Source organism: Opitutaceae bacterium (genome assembly GCA_015075305.1).
Taxonomy (GTDB): domain Bacteria; phylum Verrucomicrobiota; class Verrucomicrobiia; order Opitutales; family Opitutaceae; genus UBA6669.
In genome coordinates, this window is record JABTUS010000006.1 from 355,221 (window position 1) to 375,370 (window position 20,150).

General features: G+C 62.3%; 16 protein-coding genes and 1 tRNA gene. 8 read left to right on the forward strand and 9 right to left on the reverse strand.

Features of this window, described 5'->3' with window-relative positions:
- Positions 1-8: 8 nt before the first annotated feature.
- From HS122_13555 to HS122_13565, 3 genes are all read right to left on the reverse strand, one after another.
- Entirely contained in the window at positions 9-449 is a 441-nt protein-coding gene (locus HS122_13555) for a hypothetical protein (GenBank protein MBE7539423.1), read from the reverse strand.
- A gap of 224 nt (positions 450-673) precedes the next feature.
- Positions 674-1,963 (reverse strand): anaerobic sulfatase maturase, encoded by a 1,290-nt coding sequence (locus HS122_13560; GenBank protein MBE7539424.1) that lies wholly within the window; start codon positions 1,961-1,963, stop codon positions 674-676.
- A 107-nt stretch (positions 1,964-2,070) separates the two neighbouring features.
- Positions 2,071-3,612 carry a beta-galactosidase gene (locus tag HS122_13565; protein MBE7539425.1) on the reverse strand — a complete coding sequence of 514 codons (1,542 nt, stop codon included), beginning with the start codon at positions 3,610-3,612 and terminating at the stop codon, positions 2,071-2,073.
- 698 nt (positions 3,613-4,310) lie between these two features.
- Here HS122_13565 and HS122_13570 point away from each other — a divergent pair.
- Positions 4,311-5,147 carry a hypothetical protein gene (locus HS122_13570; GenBank protein MBE7539426.1) on the forward strand — a complete coding sequence of 279 codons (837 nt, stop codon included), beginning with the start codon at positions 4,311-4,313 and terminating at the stop codon, positions 5,145-5,147.
- A complete protein-coding gene (locus HS122_13575; protein ID MBE7539427.1) occupies positions 5,144-6,004 on the forward strand; it encodes a nucleotidyl transferase AbiEii/AbiGii toxin family protein in 861 nt (286 codons plus the stop codon). The genes HS122_13570 and HS122_13575 overlap by 4 nt, the downstream gene beginning before the upstream one ends.
- A gap of 151 nt (positions 6,005-6,155) precedes the next feature.
- Here HS122_13575 and HS122_13580 read toward each other — a convergent pair.
- From HS122_13580 to HS122_13600, 5 genes are all read right to left on the reverse strand, one after another.
- Positions 6,156-6,232: transfer RNA gene (locus tag HS122_13580), tRNA-Pro, on the reverse strand.
- Positions 6,233-6,401: 169 nt separating this feature from the next.
- Positions 6,402-8,330: a hypothetical protein gene (locus HS122_13585; GenBank protein ID MBE7539428.1), complete on the reverse strand. Its 1,929-nt coding sequence runs from the start codon at positions 8,328-8,330 to the stop codon at positions 6,402-6,404.
- On the reverse strand, positions 8,327-8,947 hold the full coding sequence (rdgB, locus tag HS122_13590; protein MBE7539429.1) for an RdgB/HAM1 family non-canonical purine NTP pyrophosphatase: 621 nt from the start codon (positions 8,945-8,947) through the stop codon (positions 8,327-8,329). The genes HS122_13585 and rdgB overlap by 4 nt, the downstream gene beginning before the upstream one ends.
- A complete protein-coding gene (ribD, locus tag HS122_13595; GenBank protein MBE7539430.1) occupies positions 8,922-10,055 on the reverse strand; it encodes a bifunctional diaminohydroxyphosphoribosylaminopyrimidine deaminase/5-amino-6-(5-phosphoribosylamino)uracil reductase RibD in 1,134 nt (377 codons plus the stop codon). The genes rdgB and ribD overlap by 26 nt, the downstream gene beginning before the upstream one ends.
- 29 nt (positions 10,056-10,084) lie before the next feature.
- Complete coding sequence (locus tag HS122_13600) at positions 10,085-10,720, reverse strand: MBL fold metallo-hydrolase (GenBank protein MBE7539431.1); 636 nt, start codon at positions 10,718-10,720, stop codon at positions 10,085-10,087.
- A gap of 109 nt (positions 10,721-10,829) precedes the next feature.
- On the opposite strand from HS122_13600, the gene leuB reads away from it, so the two are divergent.
- The 5 genes from leuB to ispH all read left to right on the forward strand — a co-directional run bounded on the left by leuB (position 10,830) and on the right by ispH (position 18,157).
- Complete coding sequence (gene leuB / locus HS122_13605; GenBank protein ID MBE7539432.1) at positions 10,830-11,939, forward strand: 3-isopropylmalate dehydrogenase; 1,110 nt, start codon at positions 10,830-10,832, stop codon at positions 11,937-11,939.
- A gap of 57 nt (positions 11,940-11,996) precedes the next feature.
- Entirely contained in the window at positions 11,997-14,702 is a 2,706-nt protein-coding gene (gene alaS / locus HS122_13610; GenBank protein ID MBE7539433.1) for an alanine--tRNA ligase, read from the forward strand.
- 33 nt (positions 14,703-14,735) lie between these two features.
- Complete coding sequence (locus tag HS122_13615; GenBank protein MBE7539434.1) at positions 14,736-15,842, forward strand: DNA alkylation repair protein; 1,107 nt, start codon at positions 14,736-14,738, stop codon at positions 15,840-15,842.
- Positions 15,843-15,927: 85 nt separating this feature from the next.
- Entirely contained in the window at positions 15,928-16,386 is a 459-nt protein-coding gene (locus tag HS122_13620) for a DUF5069 domain-containing protein (protein ID MBE7539435.1), read from the forward strand.
- A gap of 4 nt (positions 16,387-16,390) precedes the next feature.
- A complete protein-coding gene (ispH, locus tag HS122_13625) occupies positions 16,391-18,157 on the forward strand; it encodes a 4-hydroxy-3-methylbut-2-enyl diphosphate reductase (GenBank protein MBE7539436.1) in 1,767 nt (588 codons plus the stop codon).
- A gap of 79 nt (positions 18,158-18,236) precedes the next feature.
- Here ispH and HS122_13630 read toward each other — a convergent pair whose 3' ends face one another.
- On the reverse strand, positions 18,237-19,307 hold the full coding sequence (locus HS122_13630; GenBank protein ID MBE7539437.1) for a M20/M25/M40 family metallo-hydrolase: 1,071 nt from the start codon (positions 19,305-19,307) through the stop codon (positions 18,237-18,239).
- A 70-nt stretch (positions 19,308-19,377) separates the two neighbouring features.
- Between HS122_13630 and hisA the strand changes: the two genes are divergently transcribed.
- Entirely contained in the window at positions 19,378-20,112 is a 735-nt protein-coding gene (gene hisA / locus HS122_13635; GenBank protein MBE7539438.1) for a 1-(5-phosphoribosyl)-5-[(5-phosphoribosylamino)methylideneamino]imidazole-4-carboxamide isomerase, read from the forward strand.
- Positions 20,113-20,150: the final 38 nt, after the last annotated feature.

Here is a 20,150-nt window from a genome sequence, read left to right on the forward strand (position 1 = left end):
ACCGGCGGTCAAAGGTAGAACATGCCCTTGGCCAGCAGCACGATTGCAAGCATGAGGATGCCGACGATCCGGTGTGTGTAGCGAAAGCGGCAGAGGTCCATCGTTCCCTTGAACGAGGCGCGGATGGCCGAGACAAAGACGCCGAGGACAATGAACGCGAGCGCGACCTTGATCGACAGCAGGATGCCGAAACGCGAGTGAAAGAAGTCGGGCCGGGTGGAGTAGTGCACCCAGAACATGGCTCCACCCGTGATGAAGAGAGTCGCCACGACCACCGGCATGAAGCGCCGCACGCGCTTGGGAATCTCCTCCGCAAGCAGCTCGCCCATGCCCGGCGGCAGGCGCTTTTCCAGCGGCTCGATCACTAGCACCTCGAAGAAAACGGCACCGACAAAGGTGATGGCGCAGAGCAGATGAAGGACGAGGAGGAGACCGTAGTAGGATGCCATGTGAGAAGAAATGCACGGACAGGCGTCCACCGGGCGCAAATCCGCGCGATTCGTTTTGCGGATGAATGTGCGGGGAAACGATAGCCTCCTGTCCGGTCCTTGCCGAATCTTTCAACCGGCGGAATTGATCTGTGTCAAAGGCGGGTCGTGTTTCCCGGGCGGCCAGGGCGTACGCATGGCGGCTGCACCTGTTTATATCGCACTCCGAGATATCTCGGACCCCTTCAAACGCGGCTGCGGGAGGGGGAGGCTGTGCCGTGGAGTTTTCCGGGGAGCCACTGGGCGCGCGGGATGCTCATGATGTCGGCGGGGGGGCGTCGGCTTGCGAGCAATGCCGCCATGGTGCTCATCGCCGGGGCGATGTGCGTGAAGAAGCGCTTGTATGCGGCGCAGAGATAGTTCAGCCCCGCTTCGCCGTCGGGAGTCCGCAGGAAACGATGCTTGGGACACTCGCCGTGGCAGGCGAAACGCACCGAACATTGGCGGCAGTAGCGGGGCAGCGTGGAGGATTTCGCCGTGCCGAACGCCGTCTGCCGCTCGGAGTCGACCATGGCACCCAGGGATTGGTTGAGGATGTTTCCGAGCTTGTACTTGGGGTAGACGTAGTGGTCGCAGCTGTAGACGTCGCCATTGTGCTCGATGGCGAGCGCGCGGCCGCAGTTCTCGGAAAAGATGCAGATGCCCGCGGGTTCGCCCAGCCAGTTGGCGAGCGCGGCGTCGAAGTGCTGAACGAAGACCCGGCCGACGTCGCGCGCGACCCACTCATCGAAGATCGAGCAGAGGAAGCTGCCATAGTCCGCCGGGCGCACGCTCCATTCGGTGACCTGCGCATCGAGTCCGGCGGCGTCCTCATGATCGGGAGGCGGGGCGAGCCACAGGCCGTTGGCCTCGGCGGCGCGGGCGGAGGCGTTGCGCTCGACGATCGGAATGAACTGCATGTAGCCCGAGCCGATGTTGCGAAGAAATCGGTAGACCTCCAGCGGCTGGGTGGAGTTGCGGCGGTGGACGGTGGTGAGCGTGTTGAAATCCACACCGTGCCTCTTGAGCAGCTCGATGGCGGCCGCGACTTCGGCGAACGTGGCGCGACCGGAGCGGTCGACACGGTAGGCGTTGTGCAGGTGCGCGGGACCATCGATGCTGACGCCGACGAGAAACTGGTTTTCGCGCAGAAACTCGCACCAGGCATCATCGAGCAGCGTGCCGTTCGTCTGCAGCGCGTTCTCGATGCGGCGCCCGTTGGCGTACTGTTTCTGCAGTGCAACCGCGGACTTGTAGAAATCGAGCCCCATGAGCGTGGGCTCGCCGCCCTGCCAGGCGAAGTTCACCGTGTCGCCCGGTTGCGCGGCTATGTAGTCGCGCACATAGGACTCCACCGTTTCGGCGGACATCCGGGGGGATCCGCCGTCGCCATAGAGTTTCTCCTTTTCAAGGTAGAAGCAGTACGTGCAGTCGAGATTGCACTTGGAGCCGATGGGCTTCGTGAGCAGGTGGAAGGGAGCGCGGGCGGCAGGCACGGAAGGCCCAGGTTATCCGTTTAGTGCCTGTCGAGTCAACGCGCTGCGGCGTTTTTTGGAGCCAGGGCAGGCGAAAGACGGGAAACGATAGACTGAACCGAAGCAGATCAGCCTTCGCCCCGTTGCACTTCGACGAGGTGAAACACGGTGCGCCCGCTGGCGGAAAGCGAGACGTCCCCCGGATCGGCTGCACCGGTGAAGCCTGGATTGGGCGCGTCCACCAGGGCTTCCCGCCATTGGCCGGAGTCGTGTTTGGTGACGGTCCTTCGGCGTGAGGCGCCGGGGTCGCCCCAGGACACGACAAAATCATTGGTGCCGTCGTCGAGATAGACGATGCGGATGCGGGCATTCTTCAGCGAGCGCGCGAAACGGGGATCGAGCTGGAAGGTCATCCTTCCGCCCGTGTCGATAGCGCGGGCCCAGCCGCCGAACCGCTGACGAGGCGGGCCCTGGTCGTTGAGCGCAACGTCGGTGCTGCTGGCGCCCACGCGCTGCATGAGAAAGGTGTAGTCGCCCTTCAGTGTATCGCCTTCCCGCATGGCGACCCAGGCTCCGGGAGAAACGGAGGGACTTGCGTGGTAACCGACATATTTTGCTGCGAACAGGAACGCATCTCGAAACTCCGGATCCTTCTCCAGGAGAATGTCGGAGCCCTTGAGCGCGATGTAGGAGATGCCGCAGTTCATGTCGAGCAGCAGGCGCCAGTAGTTGTACTGGGATGGGCTCACACGCGATGGCAGGTGCTGCTGGCGCGGGGCGCCGGTGAAGCCCTGTTCGCTGGTGGTAAAGGGCTCCGTGTAGCCCGGGGCCAATCCCGTGCGGCAATAGTCGAGAAAGGCCTGGTATTTTGGCTCGCTGTTGCGCGGCTGGTGCTCCGAGGAGGTGTGAAACAGGCCTACGATGCCGTCGTCGAGGAGTTTGAGCTGGGATGCGGTGAGGATGTTGTCGACGAATACATTGTTGCGCAGAAAGAGAGTGATCCCGGGGACAAAGGCCGCGATGTGGGCGGCGATCACGCGGCGCCTGTAGTCCTGGTAGATTTCCTTCGTCCAAGGCACCCGGTAAAGATGTCCGTTGGGGGCGGGTTTCCAGTCCTCGATCTTCAGTCCACGTTCCGCACGTGCAAAGCTGCCGTGTTCAGTTCCGACCGCATTAAAATTCTGCCGCACACCCAGAACCGCGGTTCGCAGCGGAGATCCACGCAGGTGATCGCCGAAGGCCCGAATGAATTGCAACCAGGCGTTGACGTAGATGGGATCCCAGTACTGCAGCGTGCCCTCCGGATCCTTCACCTGGATTTCCTTGACCGGGAGGACGGCCACCCGCTGGAACAGCCAGCGCGGTTTTCGTCCGCCATTGACCTGGACCGCCGCCTTGCGTCCGTCTGCGCGGAATTCCTCCAATGCGTGGTCGAGTGCGGAAAAATCATAGCGACCTTCACCGGTTTCGAGGTCGGCCCACTGAAGCAGGATGCGCCCGCCCTTGATGTAGGGAAGACCCTTGATGACGCCGTCGTCGTCGTATCCCAGCGTGTAGAGTCCACGATCCGGCAGCGGTGCGTGTTCGGGGAAGGGTGAAGGGAAGGGAACTCCTGCAGTGGCGGTGTTTGCCGGTGAGAATAGCGGCAGCAGCAGAAGAAAAGCCGACACGAGTGGCAAACTGGCTGGCCGGGGATGAGAGCGAGAGAAACGGAGCATATGTCTGAAGGGTGGACGCGCGGCGAGTGGATGTGCGAAAAGTTGATCAGAATTCAGGTGGGCTGGCTCGGCGAATGGGCAGGCGACAAATTGTTGAGTCCATCGTAGGCAGGCCGCCGGTGCGCGTCTTGAGCCCGGACGGAATATTCCATGCTTTCGATGGAACGGGTGGTGGACGGAAGGGAGAGGGGCTTGGACTTCCGAGGCTGCGGGCGCTGGCATTCAAGCGTCGCAACATTTTCACTCCATCCGTGGATCTTCCGCTGCGGCTCCGGCCGGGCCGGCCCAGGAAGTCGGCGGAGGAGAAGAGACGATCCAATGCGGAACGCCAGCGGCGGTTTCGCAAAGCTCGAAGAGACGAACTAACCAGGCTGCGCAAGCGGGCGGCCGGCGTGCCGCGTTCAAAGTGAGAAACGTGGAATTCGGCGGATACGGTCGTTGTGCATTCGCTGCCCGCGGGCGCGAGCGCGGGCGGCACGGGGGTATGGTTTGACACCTGGTCTGGTTGAAGAGATTAGAGACAGCTCCGCGATCAAGTAGTTTATCATGCGTAAAAATAGAAGCTTAGCGTAGACCTAAACTCATGATTTGATTCATAAGAGCGTTTCATGTTGAAAAAGCGACATTAAATAGCTATTTCTGGACACAGAATGACAAGGAAAACTAAGGCTCGTTTCATCACATTTGTGGAAAAACTCCTGGCCTCGGGGAGAATTGCATTCTCGCGTGCGGATGCAGAGAAGGAATTGGGACTCCCTCGATTGTCGGTTCTCAAGAGCGCCCGGTTGCTGGAGAAACAAGGCAAACTCTACTCTCCCCGCAATGGCTACTACGTTGCTGTCCCTCCCCAGTTTTCCTTCTGGGGATCGCCGCCGCCCAGTTGGTTCATCGACGACCTGATGCGGTTTGAAGGCCTTGCCTACTATGTTGGGCTGCTGAAGGCCGCGGAACTTCACGGGGCTGCCCATCAGGCGGTCATGGAGTTCCAAGTCATCACGAGTGGGCGCCTTCCCAAGCTGCGGGCAGGACGCTCCATCGTTTGTTTCTATTTTCGTCGAGAGATTGAGGAAGTGGCAGGCGGCACCGAACGACGCAATACCGAGGCAGGCACCATGCGTATTTCATCCCCGGAACTCACCGCACTGGATCTTGTGCGCTATGTCCATGCCACGGGCGGCCTCGATCAAGTTCTTACCGTGCTTATTGAGCTGGGTGCAAAGATCGACGGCGGCAAACTCGCGATTCTGTGCCCCAAATTCGAGGCGGCAGTCCGACAACGTCTCGGCTACCTCCTTTCCCGTGGTGGCCATGCCCATGCCGCTGAGGTGATCCACGCGAGCTTGTCCAACGATCCCACGTTTCGCTGGGTCGAGCTTGATCCCTCGACAAAGGCGCAGGCCGATCCGGACCTTTGCATTGAGCCCATAAAGCGAGATTCCCGCTGGCGGCTGATCGTTCGCCGCGAGCCGGAGGCCGACCAACAGTGATTCCCTACCTGAACATCATCGCATGGGGGCAGGTGGTGCCTTGGGGCACGCAACGACAGGTCGAGCAGGATCTGATCGTTTGTCGCGCGCTCGTTGCTCTTTTTTCGGATGCCTTTCTTCAGCGGGAGCTTCGGTTTCGCGGTGGCACTGCGCTCAACAAGCTCCACTTTCCCGCACCCTTGCGCTACTCCGAGGACGTCGACCTGGTGCGCACAACAAGCGGGCCGATCAAGCCTGTCATCGACCGGATTCGCGATGTGCTCGAACCCTGGCTTGGTAAACCGAGTTATGAAAGCAGCCCCGTCGCACCGAAGCTGCGTTTCCGGGTATCTGCCGAGGACGGCTCTGGTCCGATCCGCCTCAAGATCGAAATCAATACCTGGGACATTGAGGTGTTCGATCGGCCCGTGCAGATTCCGTTCAGGGTCGAAAACCCATGGTTCATGGGAGAGGCGTCCATCGCAACATTCTCCCGCGAGGAAATCCTGGCGACCAAACTGCGAGCGCTCCTCCAGCGGGACAAAGGCCGCGATCTTTACGACCTCGGCCATGCACTTGAGGTCTTTGAGGGACTCAATATCGGCCGCATGATGGAATGTTTCGGCTGCTACCTGGTGAAATCCAACCACGAACTCTCCCGCGCAGAGGCGGAGCGCCGCATGTTCGCCAAGTATGCCAATCCGACATTCCTCACGGATATGCGGCCACTGCTTTCGGCTCAAGCAGCCCAAGACCTTGATGAGGCCGCGACGAAACGGATGTTTGAAAGGGTGTTTTCCAAAGTCATTGTTCGCATACCCGGAAAACCATGGGCTCGCAGTGACGAGATGAAGGAAAGATTGGGAGTCCTGCTGTAAGCCTGACCATCAGGCCGTCAAACTCACATGCGATCGGATGTACTGAGCGTGGTGTGTCCATGTGAGCGGGAAGCCGGAGACAAATTCTCCAACCGGCAATGTCCGAATCAGTATTCTGGGTTTCGCGGAATGCACAGTAAGCATCCAAAAATGGTCGGGGCGGTGAGATTCGAACTCACGACCTCTACGTCCCGAACGTAGCGCTCTACCAGGCTAAGCTACGCCCCGATTCATTTTCCCGGACGGGAACCCGCCGGGGATGGGGAGACATACCTTTCAACAGACTGGCCGCAAGTGCAAAAGCTGAAGCCGCGAACTTCGTCGTTCGGTGACATCGGAATTGCCAGGAATCGCTCCCAATTGCTTCCCCTGCATTCCAATGGCTTTTCGCGGGACTCTATTGCTGCAATCCGTTTGGTTTCAGGCGGCGCAGCTCCCAGGCACCTTCCGTCAGGACGTGTTCTGAAATTCGGTCGAGGTAGGCGATGTCGATGTGTTCGAATTCGGTGCGCTCCATGGGACCGATGACGAGCCAGCCGGGTCGGTAGTGGGCGAGGAGCGCGCCGGCATCGGGTGAGCCCGAATAGATTTTTTCGACGTCCGCTGCGCGATCGAACGCGTGGGGCATGCCGTGCAGGGTCATGCCGGAGGGGTTCGCGGCGACAACACGACGGCCGGCCAGAACAAGCACAGGGTGGTTGAGCTGGGTGCCGGTGAGGATGAGCGCATCGCGGGGTGTTGCCGCGGTGACGGCCTCTGCGAATCGGCGTTCATCCGCATTCGAAACCACAGCCGGTGCGCGGGCTTCTGAGACGATCGACTGGACGCCTGAAATTGTCATCAGGCCAAACAGAATGACAGAAGCCAGCCTTCCTCCGATCCGATGTCGCCACAGCTCCGCAAGCATCCATGCACAACCCGCGGCGGCGGCGAGGCCGGCGGCGGCGAAGAGTTTGATATTGTCGAAGACGTACGGCTGAAAAACGAAGAGATAACCAACCGAAAGGATCAACCACCAGCCGATCGTCTCCCGGCGAAACCGGCGACCCGCAAGACACCAGGCCAAGAATCCAAGCGTCACCCAGAGTCCGGTGTTCCAGACCCAGTGCTCGAGCAGTTGCCAAAGTGCATTCGGCCGCCAGTCGCCAATCATCCAGCCCGGGGCGAATCTCACGAATGCCGGCTCCGACTGCGACAACTGGTGACGCATCCAAAGGATTTGGGGAACGGCGAACACGGCGCCAGCAATGACGGCGGCGATCCAGGTTTTGAGGCGTTCCAATGGTCGGTTGAGCAGCGCCCATGGAGTGACAACGCAGGCCAGCACGACGAGACCGTGGGCCCCGATCAGCGGCAGGGTCCCGGCCAGAGCGCCGGCAAAAACAAATCCGCGAATGGATGTGTCGCGCGCAGACAGCAGCGCGCGTATCAGGACCGCGATTGCGCAGGACAGGGCGAGTCCGAAAAGTGCGACACGCATTGGCCAGACGATCGCGGTGACAAGGTTGTGAAAGTGAAGCTCGAGCGCCCAGTCGTTCGCATAGTCATGGGCCCACAGCGCCGAGACCAGCGATCCGCTGTCCTTCCATTCGTGCAAGAGATAGAGAAAGCCCCAGCCGGCTGCAAGGTGCCAGACGGCCAGTGCTAGAAAGGCGCGGGCTCGCGACTCGAGCCATCGCTTCAGAAGACTCCACGCGGCGAGCAGAAAAACAGCGGAGGCGAGAATGTTGCCGAGACGAAAGGCGACCGGCAGCGAGAAACCCTGGGCGTGAAGCCAGCCAGCCTGAAAGTCGGGGAGAAAGGGGTAGCCCAGAGGCCAGTTCGGAACATGCGGATAGCTGAGGCGAGAAAGATTGTCGCCGGACGAGAACGATGTCGCGAGCGCCGTGTGGAATGATTGATCCTCCCAGCCCGCGCCGGCGCTCCAGTATGAACCATCGGCCTCGCGCAGGCAGTGCCAGTAGTGTCCGGCGGCGTGAAACAGAAGCAGCACGAACGCGCCCGCAAAGACACCGCGATTGCCGCGAGCGCACCAGCGCCGCAGCGAGGTGCACAGGGCGATCCAGGCGTCGATCGGACCGCGGCGATCGAGAAAAAACTCCAGCAGAAACAATGCGATGAAGATGGCGATCGACAGGTAAATTGACGACTCCATGCCAACGGCCCGTGCGCTCAGGAAAGGCACCCAGCAGAGTGCGGCGAGCCAGGCGGCGCCGCTCACCGCGAGCCACTGGACCGTACCGCCCAGGCGCACGATGCGACGAACAAGGAGCGCCGACCACAGCCCGCTGACCACCAGCATCGAGCTGAGCAGGGCGAGGCTCATCGCGATTGAGTGCCGCCGATGCGGGCGCGGAGGAAGTCGGCCAGCTGAGCCCACGCGCGGCCGCGATGGCTCGCCTCATTTTTCCCGGCTTCGCTCAGTTCGGCGAACGTGAGCGAAAATCCCGCCGGCACAAACAGCGGATCGTAACCGAAGCCATGGCCGCCACGGGGGGAAACAATCAGATGTCCAGGTGTCCGTCCTTCAAACACGTGCTGGATTCCGTCTGGATCGACGAGGGCCAGGACACAGGTGAAATATGCGCCGCGTTGCGCTGCGGGCACCCCCTTCATCACCTGGGCCAATTTTTGAAGGTTGGCCGCGGAATCACCCGAGGGCCCCGCGTAATACGCGGATTCGACACCCGGCGCGCCATTCAGGTGGTCGACGCAAAGGCCGCTGTCATCGGCCAGCACCCAGCTCCCCGCGGGAAGCCGGGCTGCGAGGGCGTGCACCTTTTTTGCGGCGTTTCCCCGGAATGTCCCGGTGTCCTCGATCACGGCGGGCATGCCACCGGCCTCCCTGGCTGACACGATCGTGACGGGCAGGCCCGAAGCGTGTGCGAGCGACTGGAATTCCGCGACCTTGTGGGCGTTACCCGAGGCTAAATGTAGCTTCATCGACCTGCAGGGTGGGAGGGTAGATGACGTTTCCCCGGACGAGTGCGTCATCGCCGAAGGTTTCGTGTCGCACGCCGGCCAGCTTCACCGCGTTCGCAAGCTTCTCGCTGCGCAGTCCGCTGAACGCGCTCTTCGCACGATCGTCGGCTAGCAGCATCGACGAGCGGTAAATGAACAGGTAGTCGAGTTCGCGGAGCTGCACGAGTTCGCTGAGCAACTGCGCGCCACCCTCGAAATAGACGCCGCTGATCTTTTCCGCGACGCACCGGGCGCGAAACGCCGACATGCTTACTCGCACCGTGGGAGATTCGAGCGTCCAGACATTGACCCCGAGGTCGATCAGCTTGCGCACGTAGCCGACGCCGCCGTGCTGCGTGGTCACCACGATGGTGCGTTCGCGAAAGCGGTCGGTGAAAACGCCGGGCAGCGAGCGGTCGTTCCAGAGTCGCAGGCGTCCATCGAACACAAAGCGCCAGGGACACCATTCCTCTTTGTCGCCACATCGGGCGGTGAGGCGGGGATTGTCGGCGGCGATGGTTCCGGCGCCGACGGCGATTGCCGGGAACAGCCGGCGCCAGCGATGCACGTCGGCGCGCGACTGCTCGTTGGTGATCCAGCGCGAGTCGCCGACGCGAGTGGAGATCCGGCCGTCGAGCGTCATGGCGGACTTTCCCGCGAGCAGCGGCGTCCGGCGTGACGCCCAGTGGTTGTAGATGAGGTTGATGTCGGCGCACGCGTCCGCGAGCACGCCGCTGGTCACCTCGATTCCCGCCTCCCGCAGCACGGCGAATCCACTGCCGGCGTGGGCAGGGAAGGGATCCGTCGCTCCGACCACGACGCGCCGGATGCCGGCCTCGCGGATGGCATCGCAGCACGCTCCGGTGCGGCCATGTGTCGAGCAAGGCTCGAGGGTGACGTAGAGCGTTGCGGTCGGCTTTGGCGGGCGACCGAGCGACTGAAGCGCGACGCGTTCCGCATGGGGTCCGCCATCGCGGGCGTGGAAACCCTCGGCGACAATTCGCCCGTCCTCGACAATGACGGCACCGACCATGGGGTTGGGACTGGTTTCGCCCCAGGCCTCCTGCGCCAGAGCGAGGGCGCGTCCCATGAACTCCTCGTCGCGTGGAGACACCGGGCTCATGCGCGAACGAAGGGGTTGGAGGATTTTTCGACGTTCACGGTGGTGGCCGGGCCATGTCCCGGATAGATTGCGGTGTCGCCCGGCAGCGTGTAGATCTGCGATCGTATTGAATTCATCAATACCGATGTGCTTCCACCGGGCAGATCGGTCCGCCCGACGCTTCCGGCGAAAAGGGCGTCTCCGACGAAGGCGGATTTGGATTTGGCGAAATAGAAGAGGACGTTGCCAGCGCAGTGGCCGGGCACATGCCGGACCTCGGCCGGCATTCCAAGCGCGTGCAGGACGTCGCCCTGCTTGAGCCAGGCATCGACGCGGATGGGTTCGATGTTGAAGGATCGTCCCATGAATCGTCGCATGACCTCCGGGTTTTCGATGAGCTCGCGATCATCCGGGTGGGCGAGCACGCGCGCCTGGGTGTTTCTCACGACTTCGGCGCCCCCCTGCGTGTGGTCCCAATGGCCGTGAGTGAGCCAGAGCTCATTCAGTGCCACCTTTTCAGCGGAGAGAATGGGTTGCACCTGATCCCAGATGTCGCCTGGTGCGTCGATGAGAATCGCATGGCCGCTGGCGGGATCGGTCAGCAGGTAGGCGTTGGTCAGTATCGGGCCGGCCGGCAGGACATGCAAGTGCATCGCGGCCGATGACATGTTCCCCGCGCGGATCGGCAATCACAAAGGGCGTTTCCGGGAGTGAATCGCCACTTGCCAGCGGCGGGGGGCGTTTGGCAGGCTGGCGGGCTTTATGTCGACGCTTACGTTTGCCGTTCTTCCCGGAGACTACATTGGACCGGAGGTTATGAATGCCGCCATGCGGGTGCTCTCGCATGTCGCGAAGCAGGAGCGGCTCACGCTGGAGTACAAGTTCGCGGACGTGGGTGGCGCCGGCATCGACAATCATGGCAAGGCGCTGCCGGATTCCACGCTGGAACTGTGCAGGAAGAGCGACGCCATTTTGTTCGGTTCGGTTGGCGGTCCCAAATGGGAGAAGCTGCCGCCCAAGGAGCAGCCCGAGCGCGCGGCCCTGCTGCCGCTGCGCAAGGCCTTCACGCTGTTTGCCAACATCCGCCCGGGTCTGCTCTACAAGGATCTCGTCGACGCGTCGCCGCTGAAGGCGGAACGCATTCCCAATGGCATCGACATCGTCTGCATCCGGGAACTCACGGGCGGGATCTATTTCGGCCAGCCGAAGTCAACAACGACGCTGGAAAATGGCGAACAGGAGGCGGTCGACACGATGATCTACAAGACATCGGAGATCGAACGCATCGCTGAGGTCGCCGCGGTGACAGCACGCGCGCGCGGGAAACGGGTGACTTCCGTCGACAAGGCCAATGTGCTCGAGACGTCGGTCCTCTGGCGCAGGACGGTCACGGAGTATTTCGCGAAAAAGCATCCGGACCTTTCGCTGTCCCACATGTATGTCGACAATGCCGCGATGCAGCTTGCGCGCGACCCCAACCAGTTCGACGTGCTGTTCACCGAGAACATGTTTGGCGACATCCTTTCCGATGAGATGGCCGTAATCTGCGGCTCGCTCGGCATGATGAGCAGCGCGTCCCTCGGCGTCGGGCACAATCGCTTCGGCAAGCCGTTCGGCCTGTACGAGCCCGCGGGCGGCACTGCGCCGGACATCGCCGGGAAGGGCGTCGCCAATCCCTGTGCGCAGATTCTTTCGGCGGCGCTCATGCTCCGCTACAGCTTCGGACTCGACGCCGTGGCCGCGCGCATGGAGGCGGCGGTGCGCCGGACGGTGACCATCGACGGTGTGCGCACCGGCGACATCGCTTTCGGCCGGCCGAGCGTCGGCACGGAGGCGATGGCCGATGCTGTCATCGCCAATCTGAAGCATTGAAGCCCGGTCCAGTCCGTTCACGGGTGCCGCAGTTGAACACCAATTCCAGAATTTTCCATGACATCCGCTGAGGTTCGCCAGTCGTTTCTCGATTTCTTTGCGAGCAAGGGACACACGATCGTGCCGTCGTCGTCGCTGCTCCCCGATTCGCCCGGCCTGCTTTTCACCAATGCCGGGATGAACCAGTTCGTGCCGATTTTCCTCGGCGACCGCGCACCGGACGTGTCGACCTGGGCGGGTGTGCGTCCGGGCATGAACACCCGCGCCGCGGACACGCAGAAATGCATCCGCGCCGGGGGAAAGCACAACGACCTCGAGGACGTGGGCTTCGACACGTACCATCACACGATGTTCGAGATGCTCGGGAACTGGTCCTTTGGCGACTATTTCAAAAAGGACTCGCTCACCTGGGGCTGGCACCTGCTGACGAAGGTCTGGGGCATTCCGGCCAAGCGGCTGTTCGCCACCGTCTATGCTCCAAACAAGGCGAAGGGAGATCCGGCGGAGTTCGACCAGGAGGCCTATGATATCTGGGCCGGGCTGTTTCGCTCGGAAGGGCTCGATCCCTCAGTCCATATTGTCCACGGAAACAAGAAGGACAACTTCTGGATGATGGGCGACACGGGTCCCTGCGGCCCGTGTTCGGAGATCCATTTCAACCTGCTTCCGCGCGACGATGAGGCGGCGGGTAGGGCCAATGTAAATCAGTCCAGCCCGCGCTGCATCGAAATCTGGAATCACGTCTTCATCCAGTTCAACGCCAATGCCGACGGAACCTTCTCGCCCTTGGCGGCGAAGCACGTCGACACGGGCATGGGCTTCGAGCGCGTCGCTGGCATTCATGCGACGACACGCGGCTTCAAGGATTTTTCGGCGGAGCCGTCGAACTACGAGGCGGATGTCTTCGCCCCGCTGTTTGCAAGAGTGGCGGCGCTTTCCGGCAGGACCTATGGACGCACCGTTCCATCGAAACGCGAAGGCCTGAGCGAGCAGGAGGAGACCGACATTGCGTTCCGCGTGCTCGCCGATCACGCTCGGACGATCAGTTGCGCCATCGCCGATGGCATTCTTCCCGGCAACGAGGGGCGCAACTATGTCATTCGCCGCATTCTGCGGCGCGGCATTCTCTACGGGGCGAAGATCGGACTTCGGACGGGCTTCTTCGAGCAACTGGTCGCGCCTGTGGTTGAGAGCCTCGGAAAGGTGTTTCCCGAGCTGGTCGCCCAGCAGGATGTCGTGCGACGCGTGATACGCAGCGAGGAGGAAAGCTTCGGTCGCACGCTCGAGCGCGGCCTGGTGGAGTTCAAGCGCGCGGCCGGAGCGTCGCGCATTTCCGGCGCGGACGCCTTCCGGCTGTACGACACGTACGGGTTCCCCCTCGACATGACGCAGCTCCTTGCGGCCGAGCGCGGGATTTCCGTGGACGCCGCGGAATTCGAGGTCGAGATGGAGAAGCAGCGTGAACGCGGGCGGGCGGCGCAGAAAAAGGAGATCGTCGTTGCGGCCACGGAAGGTGAATCCACGGATTTCACGCCGACGCGCTTCCTTGGTCATGCGGAGACGCATGCCCGCGCGACGCTCGAGGATGTTGTCGCTTCCGGTGGCGACGTGTTTCTGGTCTTCGATCGCACGCCGTTCTACGCGGAGATGGGTGGCCAGGCCGGAGACACGGGCTCGGTGCTGATCGACGGCAGGCTTGTGCCTGTGGCCGACACGGTGAAGGACAAGGCGGGACGCTTTTTGCACAAGCTGTCGGTCCCGGCGGACGGCGCGCTGGATGCAGCGACATTCGTGAAGGGCGCGCATGCGGAGCTGTCGATCGACGTTGTCCGCCGCCGCGCCATTTCCCGCCACCACTCGGCGGCGCACCTGATCCACTGGGCGCTGCGCAAGGTGCTGGGCACTCATGTGCGCCAGGCGGGTACGTCAAAGACGCCGGATCGCATGCGTTTCGACTTCAGTCACTTTGAGGCGACGACGCCCGAGCAGTTGCGCGAGGTCGAGCATCTCGTGAACGAACGCGTGATCGACAATGCGAAGGTAGAGACTTACGAGACCGATTTCGACAAGAAGCCCGAGGGGACGCTGGCCTTCTTCGGAGAGAAGTACGGCAAGGTTGTGCGCGTGGTCGACATCGGCGGATTCAGCCGCGAACTGTGTGGCGGCACGCATGTGACCACGACAGGAGAGATCGGCATCATCAAGATTGTCGCGGAAATGGCGATTGCCGCGGGCACTCGACGCATCGAGGCGGTCGCCGGGCAGGCTGCGATCGACAGCATAACGCATCACGACGCGCAGTTGAAGGCGCTCGGCGCCAGGCTCAACGCTGGTCCGCTCGACATCGTGGCGAAGCTCGACTCCCTGCTTGCGGCCAAGTCGGAGGCGGAGCGCAGATTGAAAGCCTTTGAACAGAAGGCGGCGGCGGGGCTGGCGGATGAATTGATTGCCGGGGCAACGCGCGAGGACGGTCTGGCCTTCATTTCCGCGGTGGTTGCCGCTGAGAGTCCGGAGGCGCTTCGCTCGCTCGGATCCCAGATCAGCGCGCGCCTCGGAGAGGGCGTGGTGCGCCTGGGCGCGGCGATAGGGGACAAGGCGACGGTGGTCGCGTTCTGCTCGCCCGCGGCGATCAAGGCGGGACACCAGGCGGGAAAGATCATTTCTGAACTTTCGGCGAAACTGGGAGGCAGGGGCGGAGGAAAGCCGGACTTTGCGATGGGCGGCGGCAAGGATGTCGCCAGGATGGCCGACGCCTTCCGCTGATCGCGACACGCGCGCATTCCGGCCCGGTTCCCGATGCCAGCCGCATCACCACCTGCTGATTCCGCGTTCAAGCACTGGTTCAATGAGGCCCGGTATCGCGGCATAGCCGACCTACTTGGTTCGGCATCGCGGGGTTTCAACCGGCGGAGGTTTCTTGCGGTCACCCTCACGGGTCTCGACGAGTGTTCGCTCATGGAGCGGCTCCGCCGCACGGCCATGGCGTATCAGGCCTCGCTGCCCGGCGCGTACCGGGACAAGCTTGAGGTGCTGCGCGGGGTGGCGCCACAGATGGGCCATGCGTTCGTTGTGATTTCGATCGGAGATTTTGTGGCGAGGGAGGGACTGGACGATGCCGTGCATTCCCTCGAGGCGCTGCGGGAAATCACGCGCCATGGCTCATCGGAGTTCGCCGTGCGTCCCTTTCTTCAGCGCGACCTGAAGGGCACGCTGGCGATCATGGACAGGTGGGCGCATGACGAGGATGAGCATGTCCGTCGCCTCGCTTCGGAAGGAAGCCGCCCACGACTGCCCTGGGGACTTCGATTGACCGAACTGGTGAAGGACCCGGGCCCGACTGCGCCGATCCTCGAGGCGCTGAAGCGGGATTCGTCTTTGTATGTCCGCAAGTCGGTCGCCAACCACCTGAATGACATTACCAAGGATCATCCCGAGGCGGTGATGGATCGGGTGGAAGGCTGGGACCGTTCAAACGCCGGGACAGCATGGATTGTGCGTCACGCCCTGCGAACCCTGGTCAAGCGCGGTGACGGGCGCGCGCTCGCGATCATGGGAGTCGAGCCGAAGGCGGCGGTCAGCGTGGAGACTTTTTTGGTGAAACCGCTGCGGGTTCGCCTTGGCGGAAGACTGGAACTGCTGGCGGAAATACGCTCAAGGTCACGCAAGGAACAGGCGCTGATCGTCGACTATGTCATTCACTACGTTAAGGCGTCGGGAGAACCGTTTCCGAAAGTCTTCAAGTGGAAAGCCACGAAGCTGAAGCCGGGGGAAACAATCTGTCTTTCCAAGAGCCAGGAGATTCGGGATTTCTCGATTCGACGGCACCATGCCGGACGCCACAAGGTGGAGCTGCAGGTCAACGGCGCCCGGCTGGCGTCAGGTGAATTTTTTCTGTTGCGCTGAAGCTGTGCCAGCGTGGAGCGGACGCTTGAGAAGTTGCGCAACCCCCGTAAGGTGACGACACGAGATTTTTCGAAAAACCATTGCCATGCCGACGATTTCCTACAGCGCTCCCGACCTGACCCAGCACCCCCCGCGCAGTGCGCGGGTGAGACTCGCTGGATTTGTCCATCTCTGCCGTCTCCTCGACAAATGCCGGGCGCATGCGCATGGCAAGCTGGGCGAGTACGTCTTCCCGTGTCCGCTGGACAAGCGATTCTTTTCCTTCACCGGCATCGATGCGCAGGCGTTCCTTGATGCGGTCAAGGCGGGACGAAACGACACGGAGATGGCGGTTTGGGTTAATGAGCACATGAAACCCCTGCGCCTGCCGCACGAGATCGAAGCCTGGTCGCGATGGCTGGAGAATCTGGCTCCCGGGGACAGGCAGCGGCACCTGGGATTCTCCGAGGGCATCGAGAAACTTGCGCCGGGGCGCGATGACATTCGCACGACGTTTGACCGTCTTGACCTCGACGACTACGTGAGTTTCGGCGGCAGGGGCTGAGGCCATGACATCCCCGCCGCTCCTCCACGCCGTGCTGGCGTTCGATGCGAACAACCGCCTTGCGGTGCGCCGCCTCGGCAGCAGGAACGGCCTGGCATTTTCGGGCACGGACATTGCGATGGCGACGCAGCGGCTGGAAGGCTCCTTCACGGAGCACACGGTGCCGGTTGAACGCTTCTCAGTTGATGCTGGAGGCAGGAGCCATCGCGCCTGGCTGACACAGGTTTGCGGCGAACCGGCGGATTCCGAGATCAAGTTCGCATCCATTGATGCACTGCTGGCGGTGCCGGACTCACTGGCGCCTTCATTGAAGGCGATGCTCGAGGGTCTCGATCCGCATCTGGTCGAGATTCCCTACCTGCATCTCGGCGAGGCCGATTTCATCTACAAGTTTCGTCCCGAGAAGGAGCGCAACCCCGGCAGCTATGCGCGCGACGATCGTTCAAGCGCGCTGTACCAGTCGAAGCTATGCGATGCGATCAAGCTGCTGACCCGCCGGCATGAGCGGACGGCGACAACGCCGGTGACGCTTGATTTTGGCCCGGTGGAGTACGTGATTCCCAGCCACTTCGGCTTCTGCCTCGGGGTGAAGAATGCGATCGAGCGCGCCTACGAGACCCTGGCTGCGAATCCCGGACGCCGGGTGTTCATGCTGTCGGAGCTCATTCACAATCCGTTTGTGAACGAGGACCTGCTGGCGCGCGGCCTGCGCTATCTCCAGACCGACAAGGGCGTGCCCTACACCGCGCGCGGGCGCCCGCATTCGCCGGGGGAGACAGCGCCGCTTCTGTGGGACACGCTGACGGCGGATGACATCGTCATCATCCCCGCGTTTGGCGCGACGGACGAGGACAAGGCCCGTCTGGTGCGGAAGGGCATCGCGGTGTACGCCCACGACGCCACCTGCATGCTCGTGGAGAAGGTGTGGAAGGCGGCTCGAGCGTACGGGAGAAGTGGATACACGGTGGTGATCCATGGGAAGCACGAGCACGAGGAGACCAAGGCGACGTTTGCGAACACGCGCCGCCACGCGCCGGCGGTGATTGTGCGCAATCTTGAGGAGACGCGCCTGCTGGCGGAGATCATCGAGAGCCGCGATCCCGCGGTGCGCGCGCGCTTTCACACGGTGTTCGCGGGCAAGCACACGCGGGGATTCGATGTGGACCGCGACCTTCAGCGCGTCGCCGTCGTGAACCAGACGACGCTGCTCATGAACGAGACGCGCGAGATCATTCAATTCCTTCGGGACACGTACCTTCGCGCGCACGGGCCTGATGTGCCCGGGCAGCCGGCGAGGGTGGGGGGCAGCGGCAGGAACGACACGCTCTGCTATGCGACGCAGGTGAACCAGGACGCACTGGCGCGCGCGCTGGAGCAGCCGCTTGACGCGGCGTTTGTCATCGGAGGGAGAAATTCGTCGAACACCTATCAGCTTTACCGCGTGTGCGAGCAGCGCCTGCCCGGACGCGCCTTCTTCATCCAGAGTGAAACCAGCATTGTTTCCCGTTCGGCCGTGGAGCACTACGTGTTTCCATCAAGCGGCCCAATCGCGGGCAGGGGCGGCCATGTCGAGAAGCACCGCCTGTGGGCCAATGACGATCTATCACCAAAGCGCGTCCTGGTCACGGGCGGGGCGTCCTGCCCCGATGGGATCATCCAGCAGGTCGTGGCCCGCATAAACGCGCTCTGGCCTGATGCCTCGATCCGACCGATTGATGATGTGCTGGCGGATCTGCGTGCGCGAATCGGAGACGAAGCGATAGAAGCCTGACCCAGGGCTGGGGACGCCGGATCCGCTGATGCTCCATCAAGAGCGCACGGGGACGGCCCCGCGACCGATGGACATGAACCTACCAGTGAGCGTAGTCGCCTTTTTCCAGACCTGAGGCGAATTCAACCAGCAGCTGGACGCAGCGCTCCACGTCCTCAAGATCGACCATCTCGCTTGGCGTGTGCATGTAGCGCAGCGGAATGCTGACCAGACCGGTGGCAACCCCGGCGCGACCGACTTGTATCGCGCGCGCGTCGGTCCCGGTCGGGCGGGGATCAGCCTCGATCTGGTGGGGAATCTTCAGGATCTCTGCTGCCTTCAGGAGTCGGTCGAAGACCCGGGGATTGATGTTTGCCCCGCGGCACAGGATCGGCCCGCCGCCGAGTTTGGTCTCCCCGTACTTGCGGTTGTCGCAGTCGGGGTGATCGGTGGCGTGTCCGACATCGACCGCGACGGCGATGTGGGGATTGGCTGCGTACACGGCGGTGGTGGCGCCACGCACGCCAATCTCCTCCTGGGTAGTGGCGACGCTGACGACTTTGGCTGCGAGTTTCTTCCGGCGTTTGGAAAGTCTGATGAGTGTTTCGCCGACGATGTAGGCGCCCACCTTGTCATCGAATGCCCGCGAGGCTCCGATGCTGCCGTGGATGAGTTCAAAACCGTGGTCATAGGTGGCGACGTCGCCGATGCCGATCCGCGCGAGCGCCTCCTCCTTCGAGCGTGCGCCGATGTCGATCCACATTTCATGAACCTCGGGCACCTTCTTGCGATCCGCCTCGTTCATGAGATGAATGGCGCGTTTGCCGGTGACACCCTTGACCTGCCCCTTGGCCGTCTGGATGACGACGCGGCGACCCGGGATCATGATGCGATCGTGTCCGCCGATCGTGTCGAAATAGATGAATCCCTTGTCGTTGACGTAAGTGATGATGAGGCCGAGCTCATCGATGTGACCGGCCAGCATGAGGACGGGATCTCCCTTGGGATTGAGTGTGGCGAGCCGGTTGCCCAGCGCGTCGCGTGCATAGGTGTCGGCGGCGGGTTCAACGTACTTGTCAAACACGGCCTGTGCCTCGGTTTCGTAACCGGAGGGTGACCTGGCGGCGAGCAGGTCCGTGAGAAACGCGGGTGGCTGGTTCAGGTTGGGCATGAGAAAATTGAAAACGAAGTTTGCCTGAAAGCGGCGGGGAATCGAAACTCAAAAATCTACTTCACGCCGAATGATCATCTATCCCGCCATAGACATACGTGGAGGCCGCTGTGTGCGGCTGACCCAGGGCAAAGCCGACCAGGAAACAGTCTATTCGGATCATCCTGCGGACGTTGGAAAATCGTTCAAGGCTGCGGGGAGCGCCTGGATTCATGTCGTCGATCTCGATGGCGCGTTCGAAGGCGAGCCCCGGAATCTCAAGGTTGTTGCGGAAATTGTCGCGCTTGGGCTCAAGGTTGAACTCGGAGGAGGCATGCGCACGCGCGACTCGGTGAAACGCGCCCTGGACCTGGGGGTCGGTCGAGCCGTGATTGGCACGCGGGCGGCGGAGAGCGAGGCATTTGTGGCGGAGCTGGTGAATGAGTTTGGTGCCCGGGTAGCGGTGGGCATTGATGCCAAGCATGGTCAGGTGGCGGTGAAAGGGTGGGTGGATACCACTGCCACCAGTGCGCTCGCGCTTGCGCGGCGCATGAGCGAGATTGGCGTGGGGACGCTGATCTACACTGACATTGGCACGGATGGAATGCTGACGGGTCCGAATTTTGTCGCACAGACGGCGATGCTGAACGCGGTGAAGTCCCGGGTCATCGCGAGTGGCGGAGTGAGCGGGCGGGAGGATGTTCAAAGATTTGCGGAGCTGGCGAAGAATCACGCGAATCTTGACGGCGTCATCGTCGGCAAAGCGCTCTACGAGAAGCGCGTCGATCTCCCCGATCTGCTGGCGATCGCACGAGGGGCGCCATGATCGCAGGCCGGGTGTCCCGTCCCGGCGGTCAGCATCTG

What these genes read in the sequence shown, in the direction of transcription:
- HS122_13615 (MBE7539434.1), top strand. Translation starts at nt 14,736, where the DNA reads ATGCCAGCCGCATCACCACCTGCTGATTCCGCGTTCAAGCACTGGTTC.
- HS122_13570 (MBE7539426.1), top strand. Translation starts at nt 4,311, where the DNA reads ATGACAAGGAAAACTAAGGCTCGTTTCATCACATTTGTGGAAAAACTC.
- rdgB (MBE7539429.1), bottom strand. Translation starts at nt 8,947, where the DNA reads ATGAAGCTACATTTAGCCTCGGGTAACGCCCACAAGGTCGCGGAATTC.
- HS122_13585 (MBE7539428.1), bottom strand. Translation starts at nt 8,330, where the DNA reads ATGAGCCTCGCCCTGCTCAGCTCGATGCTGGTGGTCAGCGGGCTGTGG.
- HS122_13630 (MBE7539437.1), bottom strand. Translation starts at nt 19,307, where the DNA reads ATGCCCAACCTGAACCAGCCACCCGCGTTTCTCACGGACCTGCTCGCC.
- leuB (MBE7539432.1), top strand. Translation starts at nt 10,830, where the DNA reads ATGTCGACGCTTACGTTTGCCGTTCTTCCCGGAGACTACATTGGACCG.
- alaS (MBE7539433.1), top strand. Translation starts at nt 11,997, where the DNA reads ATGACATCCGCTGAGGTTCGCCAGTCGTTTCTCGATTTCTTTGCGAGC.
- HS122_13555 (MBE7539423.1), bottom strand. Translation starts at nt 449, where the DNA reads ATGGCATCCTACTACGGTCTCCTCCTCGTCCTTCATCTGCTCTGCGCC.
- ispH (MBE7539436.1), top strand. Translation starts at nt 16,391, where the DNA reads ATGACATCCCCGCCGCTCCTCCACGCCGTGCTGGCGTTCGATGCGAAC.
- HS122_13620 (MBE7539435.1), top strand. Translation starts at nt 15,928, where the DNA reads ATGCCGACGATTTCCTACAGCGCTCCCGACCTGACCCAGCACCCCCCG.
- ribD (MBE7539430.1), bottom strand. Translation starts at nt 10,055, where the DNA reads ATGGGACGCGCCCTCGCTCTGGCGCAGGAGGCCTGGGGCGAAACCAGT.
- HS122_13600 (MBE7539431.1), bottom strand. Translation starts at nt 10,720, where the DNA reads ATGCACTTGCATGTCCTGCCGGCCGGCCCGATACTGACCAACGCCTAC.
- hisA (MBE7539438.1), top strand. Translation starts at nt 19,378, where the DNA reads ATGATCATCTATCCCGCCATAGACATACGTGGAGGCCGCTGTGTGCGG.